This is a genomic window from Lacimicrobium alkaliphilum, from assembly GCF_001466725.1.
Lineage (GTDB): Bacteria > Pseudomonadota > Gammaproteobacteria > Enterobacterales > Alteromonadaceae > Lacimicrobium > Lacimicrobium alkaliphilum_B.
Window position 1 is genome coordinate 3,357,075 of sequence record NZ_CP013650.1, and the last position, 12,696, is coordinate 3,369,770.

9 protein-coding genes are annotated in these 12,696 nt (G+C 51.5%); 2 read left to right on the forward strand and 7 right to left on the reverse strand.

Annotated features, from left to right (window positions below):
- Nucleotides 1–64: 64 nt before the first annotated feature.
- Nucleotides 65–1,537, reverse strand: a complete 1,473-nt coding sequence (locus AT746_RS15190; protein WP_156413715.1) for an alpha/beta hydrolase — start codon at nt 1,535–1,537, stop codon at nt 65–67.
- A 209-nt stretch (nt 1,538–1,746) separates the two neighbouring features.
- Between AT746_RS15190 and AT746_RS15195 the strand changes: the two genes are divergently transcribed.
- Entirely contained in the window at nt 1,747–3,237 is a 1,491-nt protein-coding gene (locus AT746_RS15195) for a LytR/AlgR family response regulator transcription factor (RefSeq protein ID WP_197414272.1), read from the forward strand.
- Here AT746_RS15195 and AT746_RS15200 read toward each other — a convergent pair.
- The 4 genes from AT746_RS15200 to AT746_RS15215 form a co-directional block, all read right to left on the reverse strand.
- Nucleotides 3,234–3,449 carry a hypothetical protein gene (locus tag AT746_RS15200; protein WP_062481876.1) on the reverse strand — a complete coding sequence of 72 codons (216 nt, stop codon included), beginning with the start codon at nt 3,447–3,449 and terminating at the stop codon, nt 3,234–3,236. The genes AT746_RS15195 and AT746_RS15200 overlap by 4 nt on opposite strands.
- A 121-nt stretch (nt 3,450–3,570) precedes the next feature.
- Nucleotides 3,571–4,815, reverse strand: coding sequence for a hypothetical protein (locus tag AT746_RS15205; RefSeq protein WP_062481879.1), 1,245 nt, complete (start codon nt 4,813–4,815; stop codon nt 3,571–3,573).
- Nucleotides 4,812–5,435 (reverse strand): hypothetical protein, encoded by a 624-nt coding sequence (locus AT746_RS15210; RefSeq protein ID WP_062481882.1) that lies wholly within the window; start codon nt 5,433–5,435, stop codon nt 4,812–4,814. The genes AT746_RS15205 and AT746_RS15210 overlap by 4 nt, the downstream gene beginning before the upstream one ends.
- A complete protein-coding gene (locus AT746_RS15215; RefSeq protein WP_062481885.1) occupies nt 5,432–9,088 on the reverse strand; it encodes an ATP-binding protein in 3,657 nt (1,218 codons plus the stop codon). Before AT746_RS15215 ends, AT746_RS15210 begins: the two co-directional genes overlap by 4 nt.
- Before the next feature lie 218 nt (nt 9,089–9,306).
- Here AT746_RS15215 and AT746_RS15220 point away from each other — a divergent pair, with 218 nt between their 5' ends.
- The gene (locus tag AT746_RS15220; protein ID WP_062481888.1) at nt 9,307–10,158 is read left to right on the forward strand and encodes an HDOD domain-containing protein; all 852 of its coding nucleotides are present in this window, start codon (nt 9,307–9,309) and stop codon (nt 10,156–10,158) included.
- Here the strand turns inward: AT746_RS15220 and AT746_RS15225 are convergent.
- Both AT746_RS15225 and AT746_RS15230 read right to left on the reverse strand, forming a co-directional pair.
- Nucleotides 10,141–10,941 carry a substrate-binding periplasmic protein gene (locus tag AT746_RS15225; RefSeq protein ID WP_062481891.1) on the reverse strand — a complete coding sequence of 267 codons (801 nt, stop codon included), beginning with the start codon at nt 10,939–10,941 and terminating at the stop codon, nt 10,141–10,143. The two genes, AT746_RS15220 and AT746_RS15225, sit on opposite strands and share 18 nt — an antisense overlap.
- A 52-nt stretch (nt 10,942–10,993) precedes the next feature.
- Nucleotides 10,994–12,652 (reverse strand): EAL domain-containing protein, encoded by a 1,659-nt coding sequence (locus AT746_RS15230; protein WP_420480316.1) that lies wholly within the window; start codon nt 12,650–12,652, stop codon nt 10,994–10,996.
- Nucleotides 12,653–12,696: the final 44 nt, after the last annotated feature.

Consider the following 12,696-nt stretch of genomic DNA (forward strand, 5'->3'; position numbering starts at 1 on the left):
CTTTCTTGGAGCTGTGCCGCTTTAAAACGCGAAAGCAGAGAAAGTTTACTCTGACCCCACTTTTTCAAAGATCAAAATCAGGCAAAGGCAGTTCAATCTGGCGAGTTTTGGTTTTACCCTGCGCCAGAAAGTACTTCATTGCAGTTAAGACCTCTGGTGAACTGGTATACAGGTTGTGCCCGGCGTTGACCACCATCACCTGAGTCAGGTTAGTCAGGCCAGCCACCGCCTCAGCTTGCCCTGCAGGGTAGGTTCGCCCGTCAAGGGTGCCGGTTAACAGCAGAACTGGCACATCGCCGACAGGATCCTGACGAAAACTGTCTCCCAAATCTAAAGGTTTATACACACCCGCAAGGTGGGGCATGGGGAAGTTTAATATTCCTCCGAGTAAAGACTGCTTAGCCTGCTCTTTAACCTGCTTCAGTCGTGCGGCTGAAATTCCAGAGGCGATATCCATCGCCGTTGGCATAATTCTCATCTTTATCGGTTCATTGTTAAGCAGATTGCGAGACAATACCCCCTGCAGCATTCTGGTATCCCCCTTATCCAGACTATGGTACAGCCCCAGCAGCATGCCCACATAACTGCCCGGGTCAGCTATGGTCATGGATGCCAGAATCTGTAAGTGCACCGGCTGAAATAAAAAGTCCATTGGCTCCCCCTGTTTGACCGGCACCTTAATCCTTATAGGCTCTGCTGAAAGTTGAGCATGTACCCGGTGCATCGTGGCAATAATATCCGGGAACTGAGCCTTTAAACCCGGCTGCTGGTCAATAACCTGCTGCAACCTGGTAAAATAATCATCGGTTCGCGCAGGTAATTTCACCGTCTGATCCAGCCCCTCTGCGCTGGCGATGATGACTTTGTCTATCTTCTCAGGAAACAGATTCAGACTGGCCAGGGCCAGATGGCTGCCGTAGGAAATCCCCCATAATGTCACTTTTTCAGCACCCAAATGCGCCCGCAGGGCATCGATATCCAGTGCATTTTGCACTGTGGTATAACCCGTAATATCCGCGCCCTGCTCTTGCCAGAAGTTCATACACTCAGAAAACGCCTGGCGATACAGCGCTGCCATACTCTGTTCATCCCAGCGCTTGTGGGTATGCATGATTTGCGAAGACTCGCACACGGGTACATCCTCTGACTTGCCTGTGCCGCGCTGATCCAGTGCAATTACATCACCATACTGGCGCAGTGACTGAAACAGGCCATAGCGGCGCCATTTCGAGGTAGCAATACCAGAGCCGCCGGGGCCGCCAGCCAGATACACGATGGGCGCGCCGGGATTATCGGTCAGGGCCGGGAAACGCACATAATGAATCTTTAGTTTTCGGCTGTCAGGACTGTTGCGATTTTCAGGTACTGAAAAATACCCCTCAAAAGCCTCGGTGCTTTGTCCGTCATTGGCAGTAAAGGTAATCGGCGACTCATTTTCCGTCTTCTTTCCGCTCTGGTCTGAAGCGGTCACATGCCCTGATAAGAGCAATAATAAAAGCAAACCCGGCAATACTGTTAATCTGTTGATCAATAACATAAGATTTTCTCCTCGTTGAACTGAGCAACAGTAAAACAGAGAAAATCGTCTGACTGGCAAGGGTTTTCGCCAGGCGGCAGTGAAAAGCATGATAAAACAGATAAGCGGTAGTCTGCTGTCAATAAGCGGTTATGGTCGAAATGGTTATAAACAAACAATCTCCTGGCGGTTTTCGATTTTCAATCAGGCTATGGTTGCTGGTACTGCTTGTGAGTATTTCCACCAGCAGCGCCGCTTTCGTGCCGTTCGAAGGTCAACAACCTGTAACCCTTTGCGATGGTGCTCATCAATGGCCGGTGGATTTTACCTCCACGGATTGCCGCACGGTGCTGCTTAAGGACGTCGATCCTCAGGGCAAAACACTGTGGGTTGAGATCCCCGTTAACCTGAGCGAACAACAGTTACAGGCGCTGACACCTCCACTGGCCTTGTTCCTGTATGCTAAAGCCAGCAGTAGAGCCTATTTTAATGATGTACTGCTTGGAGAGAATGGCAAGCCCGGCAACAAGGTCACCGAAATCCCCGGTGCAATGGACAGCCATTTTTATCTGCCCGAAGGCCTGCTCAAAATGGGCAAAAACCGGCTGGTGTTGCATCTGTCTGCGCAGCAAGGCTGGTTAACCTTAACCCGGCCTCTGCATTTTATTGGCATAGGGGGTTTTGCCGATCCACGCCAGCATTTGCAACAATACAGTGAACTTGGCCTGGTGTTGCTGGGGGTTCTGCTTACCGGATTGGTGTACTTTTCTGTGCGCAGTATCACGCCATCACAGCGCAGCAACCATCTGTTGCTGGTGTTAATGTGCCTGTTCAGTGCCGTTCAGTTGTTTGCTGAAATGTCGCGGGGCTTGTTGGGATACGCTTATCCCATACACGACATCAGGTTGCTCACCATCACCCTGATGTCATTGGGCTTTGGTGTTTGCCTGCTGGTATTTATTGCCGGTCAGTTTGCCCGTCATCATGCCCTGCACTGGATTTATGCCGGTATCCTGGTGACGCTGGGCGCATTATGGTTACTGGATAGTTTTGATGCCAGAACCACTGCCGCCACATTTTTCCCCGCCTTCTTTGCTGCTATCATCACCGTCAGATTTTGGTGGCGAACCCGCTCAGACCAGGGTGGTTTCAGCGCGCTGGCACTGAGCCTGTTTATCCTCTGTATGATACTGACCGCAGATTATTTCCATGAAACCTTATACTTTGTATTTGTATCGCTGCTGTTAGGCTATTTGTTTATTCAGCAGGCACTGGAATCCAACCGCCAGGAACTGAGGCAACAGCAGGATAATGAGCGGATTGCCAGGCTCAGCTTCAGGCTGGAACAGGGTCAACAACAAGCCAGGCCCGCCCTGCTCACCTTAAAAAGCGCAGGCAAGATAGATAAGCTCAATACAGCAGAGATCGCCTACTGCCAGGCCGCCAAAGATTACTCTGAGATCCATCTGCTCAACGGCCAGCAACACTTGTACAGCGGCACCCTGAAAAGCCTGGAGGCTGAATTGCCCAGCACCTTCTTGCGGGTGCATCGCTCTTTTCTGGTTAACCTTGAGCAGATCAGGCGCCTGTCCTCCGCCACCCCTGATAGTACTAACGCCAGTTTAATCCTGAGTAACGGCCAGACTGTGCCCGTTAGCCGTCGCCTGGTACCCGCTGTACGCAGCGCCGTTGCTGATAAGCCTGACTTTGGTGCGGATTAGCGTCGCCTGTTCAGCAGCCACTCGGTCAGATAAGCAAATAACCCCGTCAGGAAAAATACCAGGCCGAACAGTTGCATCAGATCATTAGCCGACTGATTTACCCGACGGGTCTGGGTTAGCTCATAGGTGCGCGAGCCTCCTTTTACCGGCACATTGAAGATCTCGCCCTGATAGGCAGCAGTGACCAGATAATCTTCATGCAGGCATACCAAGATGAATATCGATTAATATCAGGAATATAATTAGAAAGTAGGGTCAGAGTAAACTTTCCTTCGGTCTGAGCCTGGTTCAGAGGAGGGAAGCAGAGAAACTTTGCTCTTGCCCCACTTTGCATCAGCCGGTGGCCTGAAACTCACCGAAAAAGCGCAGGCCCAGATGCACATCTTCGATAATCCGCACCTGATTAAAGCGGCTGGCCAGACGGGTCACCTTCTCCATCCGGAAACTACGTTTTTCATCACTGGCCATGCCTTCGTACTCGGCAATCACCTGGAACAACCAGATTTCGGGATCCCACTCAAGATCATTCCGGTTCATATAATCCAGCGCACTGACAGGATTCCCCTCATCAATCACCGCAATAAAGAAGTTCTCCACGTCCTCCACCAGTTTTTTCTGTACCCTTTCGGCCAGCTGTTGCTCAGGGGCGGCAAAGGGCTCGGCGTTTTCGGTTGGTGTGACGTCCTGCTCCGGGCGCGGAATGGCACGGGCCAGTTGCGCCAGCGTGCTGCTGTCGCTGTCTCTGTCCAGAGCAATGGCGGCAGCAGCTCTGATCTCTTTAGCCTGATTCACCACCGCCGGTACCTTGCTGCGGTTGGGATAATCGCCAATCTGAAAATTCGGATGCTGGCGTAAGAAGGCGCTCATGCGACTGACCAACAGTGCCCGCTCCTGCTGCTGGCGAAACCTGGCCATCAGCAATACCAGACGCTTCTGCACTTCCAGCAAGGAGCCGGAATGTTCTGAAATACGTGCCTGCAACTGACTGACCAGCAGCTTACGCAGGCTGCCGTCACTGCCCGCCAGGGCAATCAGTTGATCAAAATCAATCAGACCAAAGCCATCAAGCAGGCGGCGAAGTTGTTTTTGCGCCAGTTCGATTTCACGAATTTTGTCATCCAGACTGGAAACAAAACCAAACTCGGTATTCAGGCGGTGCCACAGGCTTTCGATGGCATCGCCGAACTGACCGCTCATATCATGCACCCGTTCGGTCAGCAGTTGCATATGATGCTCGGCCGCGGCGTAATCCCCTTTGGCTCTTGCGGCCTGCAATGACTGTACGCGGGTGTGTATCTGATCCAGATGCTCGGCCACATCGGCATTGATCTGGCGTTTACGCTCATCCCGGGTCAGGCTGGCGATAAGTTCGCCCATTACCGGGCGCAGGCTTAAAGGGGCCTGTTCATCCGGCCGCCAAAGAATTCTGGCGTCGATAAGTTTGTTCAGCGCGGCTTCTGATAATGCCGACTCATCGATGTGACCGTTCAGATAGCCCTGCATCAGCACTTCAGAATGCTTGCCAATCAGCGCCAGCCGCTCCCGGCCAAGCTGGAACAGACTGCTGTGCTGATTCAAAACATATCTCCCTGCTCCGGGCTGTCCTCGTCCAGCGGCAGATTTTCTTCATCCTTGATAAAGCGCACCAGTTCAATCAGATGCTCTATCTTGCCGGTAACAATATAGAACTGACGGTCACGATGGGGCTGATGCAGATAGCCCAGCTCGCGTATACGCTTAAACACCTGCTTGATCTGCATATCCAGCTGGTCACTGGTGGACTTAAATACTTTGTCGGCAGAGAGCATGGCCAGGCGCTGGCGCAGCGACTGATTATCCTCTACCTTCAGGGAAAATTCCTGCAACTTGATGGTATCCCCGGCGGTCAGCGCGCCGTCCCGTCCCAGCGCCTCCTGCACCAGTTGCATCCATTCCAGCATCGGCAACAGCGACTGAATAGTTACACCGAACTGCTGGCTGAGTTGGTGCCGCGCCGGTTCGGTGAGTTCGTGGTAGGCCAGAAAAAATACGCTGCCGTCCTCGCTTTTGGCGATGCGCCGGTTCAAAGGGCGCAGAAAATGATTGAGGTCCTCTCGCAGGTTTTCGTTCTGCAGTTTATTGAAGCTGTGTTCATCGGTCACCGCACAGATAAACTCCCCTTCCAGCATGCGCTCGAGGAGCGGGCCATGTTCTATCATACGGCTTCCTCCATCTTACTGCCGGCCCTGAGGCGCTCTGCAATACGGCTGACTTTGGGTTCAATTTTCTGTAATTCCTGACGTTGTTTGTCGATCAGATAACGATGTTTAAACAGCATCAACACCTCTGATTCCGGATTAGGAAAGGCGCCAAGAATATCAATGCCGTTGCTCTGGCAGGCAGCAAAGAGTTTTTCCACATTGTGATAGGCCAGCGTGCCAATCTCATCGATCGGCCAGTGAATACGGATATCCGCCTTATTACGCAGCAAGCGGGTAAAGGCAAGCAGGAATTTGCACAAAATGAGGTAGGCCATGCCATGGCTTGACGACTCCAGCAGTTGCCTGTCGTTCTTGATCACCAGATCCGAGCCCCCTTCATTCAGGTGCAACTCCAGCCTTAGTAAGGACTCAATATTGTAACTGGCGTCATTGGGCAGCACTTCTACCACATCTGCGAGACTGTCCAGATAGTCCTGCTTAGGCATATCATCACCGGAGTCGCGCCAGTTCTGGTACGCCTGGGCGAAGCGCTTCAGCGGCTGCCAGAAGTTCAGTTCATCCACGGTAGAGAGGATCTTCACTTCAGAGCGGGCAATACCATCCAGACTCAGATCATCGGCCACCTCTTCGGTAAGGCGGCGGCTCTGGCTGGCAATCTTACGATTGATATCACTGAACACGGTAAAGAATCGGTTCAGATCCCCGCCTATGGTTTCGCCCTGCTCGATGATTTGCCGGGCACGGGAGTCAAGGATGCTCAGCAGGCGTTCCAGAATCGGCAGCTTCTCGCGGCTGTCGGCGTGTTCGTCGAGTACGGCGAAGCTTTGCTCCATCACATCGAGAAAATCCTTGCCTGCGTCTTTGCCCAACACCGATTCAAAATCATTCAATTCTTCTTTGAACTGACGCTCCAGGCGGCTTCGGCTTTCCAGCGCTTCATTGGTGCGGCTGATACGCTCCTGCTGATCCCCCAGGCTCCCCTGTGATGCCTCATCGGTAAAGGCAAACTGTAAGTGGGCCAACTGGCGGATCAATGGCTCAATTTCATTTAACAGACCGGCGCACTGACTGAGCTGCTGCTCTGTATCGCGCTGTTGTTGCTGCAAGGCGGACTTATCGCCCTGGTATCGCTGTTTAAGGTTATCACGCTGCTGATGCAGATTTTGCAATGTGGCCTTAAGCTCAGTTTCCTGCTCCAGCAGTTCAGGGCGACGTTCGCTCCAGTCTATCTGCATAAACTCTTTATACTCGCGTAATTCATCGCGGCGCGAACTGACCCGGTGGATCCGCCCCTTAAGTTCGTCAATGTCCTGTTTAAGCTTTTGCAACTGGGCCGGATCGATATCCTTGCTGGCCAGTTCTTCATTGAAGGCCTGCTCAAGCTGCTTGATCTGCGCCTTATTCTGCTCGCGGCGCTTCTCTACCTGCAGTTCCAGCTCCTGAATCTGTTCGTCCAGCACTGCCAGCTCTTCCTGCCAGCCGCTGCGAAACTCCAGTAACTGATCCTCAAAATCCTGCTGCAACTGTTTCAGGGCTTCATCCCGCTGCTGCTGTTTGCTGTTTAGCTGCTGTTTTAGCTTGTCCAGCGCCTGTTGGGCGTCTGCCCGCCTGCTATCCAGTAACGTCTTGTGCTGTTGCAACAAGCGCTGGCGGGCATCGGTGGCATAATGCACTTCCTGCTCTGCCTGCTCGAATGCCTGCTGGGCCTTGCTCAGCTGTTCGCGCAATTTTTCTGTCTGCTCATGGCATTGTTGCAACAGGGCTTCGTCCTGTTGCTGCTGCTCTCGGGCCTGTTCCAGTTGCTTTTGCGCCTGCTCCAGACGATTTTTCAGTGCCGCTTCATCTTCGGCGTATTCCGGGGAATCAATCTGACTTAAGTCCAGGCAGATACCCATTATCCCCTGCTGCTCTGTACTCAACTCTGGGGAAAGATCCTTGCGCTCCAGCAAAGGCGCGTGGATAACCTTACCCAGTTTGTGCTCCCAGCCACTGACATTATCCCGCAAAAAGGCCCGCAAACTGCCTTGCTCCGGGCTAAGTTGCTGTTCAATGCGTTGCAGACGTTCCGCCATCTGGCGATATTGACGGCGACTGTCATGCAACTGATTATCGGCCTGAAGGGTCTGCTCACGAGCCTGCTGGTGCTGCCTGTCACATTGGGTGCGTTGCTGCGCCTTTTGCTGCCAGTTGCGCTGAGCCAGCTCCAGACGCTTATCGGCCAGTTGCTGGTTCTCCTGCTCCTGGTCACTGAGCATGGGCTGTTGCACCTGCATCTGCTGAGTGGCAATAGCCAGTTGCAATTCTGATAAGGCCTGTTCAAATTCACTGCGCTGCTGTTCCCGACGCTGTTCATACTGACTGCGAAGCTGGCTTTCCTTATCCTGATGAGCCTGACGCAGGCTGTTTCGGCCTTCTTCCAGTGCCTTGATTCGACTATGGTTTTTCTGCCTGACCCGGTCGAGAGATTCAAAAAGCTTGTTCTTTTGCTGTTCCAGTTGCGCCTGCATATCCTGATGCTGATCGATCAACAGCTGATAATGCTCCTGCTGCTGCTCCAGCTCTTCACGCCAGAGAGGCAGTACTTGCGTATCTTTTTGCAACTGCTCCATATCAGAGTCCAGATAGCCGTCATAACGCCCCTGAATATGATCTAATTGTTTGGCGCAGGCGTTGCGCCCGGCGTCGGCTTCACTGATTGAACTGTTTAGGGTCGACTCCTGTTGTTCAAACTGCTCTTTTAGCTCTGCCATCTGACGTTTGAGAACATTTAGCGTTTCTGCGCTGTCGGCCTTTTGCCGTTTAAGCTGGCTATAATCCTGTTCAAGCACAGGTTTAAGCTGTTGCAACCGGGCTTCTTCCTGATTCAGCTTGTCAGCCTGAGTGCGGATCTGGGCAAAGGTTTTGTGCAGGTCTTTAAGGCGCATGGTCTGGCGCATCTGGGTGATCCATTCCCGGGCCTTGGTATTTCTGACTGTAGTGCTGGGCTGTACCAGGCCATCTTCTTCGAAAATCGCCGCCAGCATGGTACGCAGGGTATCCATTTTTCCTTCTTTGGCATGCACCGCACTGACCAGTTTTTCCATATGACGAATACGGTGGCTGGCCGCTACCAGGCTGAAATGTGCAGCCAGTTGGCGCAGACGGGTGTTGTCACGGCTATTGGCTCGCCCCACCGCGGCATCGTTCTGGATCACACTGCGATATTCACTGGTAGAATGCAATTTGCTGGAATAATCGATACCCAGTTGTTTAAGCTGCCGCAGCCACTGCTCCGGCAACATTGGCTGTACCTGGTTGTCATCCACTTCCACCAGAACCTGCTCATACTCAAAAGGTGCCCCGACAAAACGGTATTGCACGCTGTCTGCGTCTTTGCGGGTCAGTACCGCCTGACACACCTGACCGTCTTCACGCTGATATTCATAGATCAGATAGCTGTTGTTGGCGGGAAGATAAAATTCGCTGAATTTCTTGCGGGTGCGGGGTACGACTTTACCTGGCAGTTCACCGTAAAATACCGGCACCAGTCGCTGCAGGGTCGTTTTACCCGAAGCATTCGTGCCACAAACATTGGTGTGACCGTCCAGCTTCAACTCCACCACACCGGGCAGGTGGGTATGAACTAGAATAATGCGCAGTAATCCTGACATAGACGTCCTGTTTATTGTTTTTGCTTCTGTGCCAAAGGGCGCCATTTTACTGTGAAAGGAGACAGATTGGTATGTCTGGCTTATTCCACTGTGACAAGTTTTCATAAATTGTGCCATCCTTGTTCAGCTACTGAGCAAACAGTGGCAAAAATACAAAAACTCATATACAAAGCCTAAGATCTTCTTCTATGCTGAAAGTAACTCAGAACGGGTAATGAATGACAATGCAAGTGACAGACTATGCCATGGCGATCACCAACTCCTTTGTCCTGCCGGATGCCTGTATGCGGATCAAGGAATTGCTGGATGACGGCCAGTCCTCTGCTGAAGACATTGCCAATATTGTCGCGCTGGATCCTTCCCTGAGTACTAAACTGTTGCAACTGGCAAACAGCGCGTTGTACAGTTTTCCCTCTGAGATCAATACTATCAGCCGTGCCGTTAACGTGATCGGCGGAAGATCACTGTATAATCTGGTGATCACTGAAACGGCCAGTACTGCGTTTAAGGAATTTGAGAATAACGCCATCGATCTGGAACGTTTCTGGCAACAGAGTGTTTATGCCGGGCTGATTGCCCGCCAGTTAGCTCAGGAGGTTGGTCTTCGTGATGTAGAGCGCTATTTCCTGTTAGGGTTGCTGCATAACTTCGGGGAACTGGCGGTTGCTCACAGAGCACCAGAAACCGCCGCAGAATGTCAGGCCTTCGCTGAAACCCAGTTACCATGGGAGCAGCAGAAGAGAGTGCTGGGCTTCACCTACGCCGACTGCAGTGCAGAAATCCTGATGCTCTGGAATCTGCCCTCCAGCCTGTTCACCCCTATTGCTAATCAGCATAATAAAACACTGGCCATAAAACAGACTGATGTAGGTCTGCTTTACGTCGCCGTACGACTGGCGCTGGTAATAGTCTACAAAGACAGGTTCGCTGCCGAACGCCTGCTCAGTGAAGACGTGCTGAAGAGCCTTGGCATTACCGAAACGGAAATAAAACAGGCAATTAAATTTGCCCGCATTGAAGCCTACAAAATCCTGGTGCTGATGAATCCGGAATTATTTCTTATCCCCTGAATCCGCCGGAACCGGAGCAAAATACTCCGATTTGAGTTTATCCAGTTCACCCTTGCTGCGCATGCTGTTCAGTTGCTTCTGCAATCTGGTCACAAGCTGCTGTGGAACCTCAGGGTTAAGAGCCAGGTGGTTACCGCCAACACCCGGCAAAGGCAGTACAGCCTCAACCGCTAATCTGTCTTTCCCCAGGCGACTCAGCCAGTAGGGAATCACCACCTCGGAACCCATAATCAGATCGATCTTACCTTTGAGCAGCATATCGAAACCATCGGGCTTATTCGAAAAGGCAATCAGATTTTTATCATAGCTGAAGCCACGCTCCAGAAAATACTCCTCATAAACATCTCCACGGGGAATGCCGACAACATATTGCTTCACCCCGTTGAGATCAGCTACTTTCACTTCGGGTCTGGAGCCAAGACGATATAAGTAACTGTCGGCAAAGAACAGTGGTCCCACCCACTTAAACTGGTTCTCGCGCTTCTGAGTTCTGGACGTTGATACCAGGCCGCCCCGAGGATCCTTCAGGGCATTATCAAACGCCCTTAACCATGGATAAATTTCAAACTTACAGACAATTCCCGCTTCCATACAGAGATGCTTAACTAGCCGAACATTAACACCATCTATCTCACCATTGTGACGATAGTTATAGGGTGGGAAATGCTCAGTATAAATCGTTAGCCTGTCAGGCTGAGCATTGGCGGTCACTGCAATCTGAAAAGCGATCAGTATTGCGCCTAAAAATGTATAGCTGATTAACTTAATACCACACAAATTCAATACACAGACTCCTTGGGGAAACAGACCTCAGTCATCGCTATAATGGCCGGCCCTAAGCCAGACTCTTTTCAATTTCTTTGAGACTCATGGGTTTGGCATAGACATAACCCTGCCCCTGATCACAGCCCATTCTTTTCAGAATGTCACGTTGCCGCTCTGTCTCTATTCCCTCAGCCAACACTTCCAGCCCCACGGCATCAGCCATGGCGATCATCGCATTGACCAGCCCATAGGTCCTGGAGTTCTCCAGCTCCTGAACAAATACCTTGTCAATTTTCAGCAGGGCTACAGGCAAATCCTTCAGATAACCGAGCGAAGAATAACCTGTACCGAAGTCATCAATGGCAACCTTCACGCCTTGTTGCCGGAAAGCCCTGAGGTTATCAATAATGACCGGCGAATTGCCCATGGCCGCCCCTTCAGTGATCTCCAGCGCGATGCAATCCAGCGGAACCTCATGTGTGCGGGCGCATAACTGAACCAGTTTAAACAGCCCGGCATCGGCAAAATGATTTGCTGTAATATTTACCGCCACAGGTTTTGGATCATACCCTTGTTGACGCCACAGGTGGATCTGCTCAAACACCTTATTCAGCACCCAGGCATCCAATACCTTTCCCAGATTCACCCGCTCTGCAATAGCGATAAAAACATCCGGCCTGACGGTACCCAGGATGGGATCATGCCAGCGCAGCAGCGCCTCATAACCACACAGACTCATATCCTCTAACATAAACTTGGGCTGCAGAGCCAGTTCAAACAAATCCTGCTCCAGCGCCCGTTTTATGCCCTGCTCAATCTCCAGTGAGCGGGTCAGATGATGATGTATATCCTGATGGAACAAGCGGATGGACTGATTGTTGGCTTTAGCCTCAAACATGGCCGACTCAGCCTGACGGAGCAAGATACTTAACTGATCAGAGTCATCTGGATAGACGCTGATACCCAGGTTTGCCGAGGGAGCGACCTGCTCTCCGGCAAGAGAATAAGGCTTGGTCAGTTGTTCGAGTAAATCCCGCCCGTGTTCAAGTAAGTCTGTCTGGCTGTGAAGAGGCAGAATCAGCACAAAATCGTCGGCGCCGGGACGGCATAATAAGCTGTCTGGCGGAACACTCTGTTTTAGCCTTTGCGCCGCCTCCATCAGCATCAGATCGCCCACATCATGACCATATTTTTCATTGATAAGACGAAAACGCTGACAATCTGTAAAATACACCGCGTAACGCTGATTCTTTTCAGTGCTCCCGGCAAATGCCTGGGCCAGTCCTTCCTTGTTATATAACCCGGTAAGGCTGTCATACTGAGCCAGAAAGCTGGCATGATATTTGGCCTTTTCCTGCTCGGTGATATCCATACCGATAGCCTGAATTTCATGTTTGAACTCTGAACTGGCTGGCAGGGTCCGGAATGTCCAGTCAATATTGAACGGCTTGCCGTCACTGGCCTGCATGGTCATCAGTACTGAAATACTTTGTTCTTCGTGCTTATTACGCAGTTTGGACAATAACAATTCAACGTTGCTGCGCTCTGCATCCAGCACAAATTCCAGTACACTGACGCCAATCACCTCATCCTCGTTGTAGCCCAGTTGCTGACAAAAGGCATTATTGACAAAACTCAGCCGCAGACTGGTACTCAGGCGACAGATAAACTCTTTCTGGTATTGAATAATATCTTTGTAGCGCCGCTCTGCCCGGCTAAGCTGCTGCATAAGCTGCTGGTATTCAGTGAGGTCATGGCAAACGCCGACAAAGC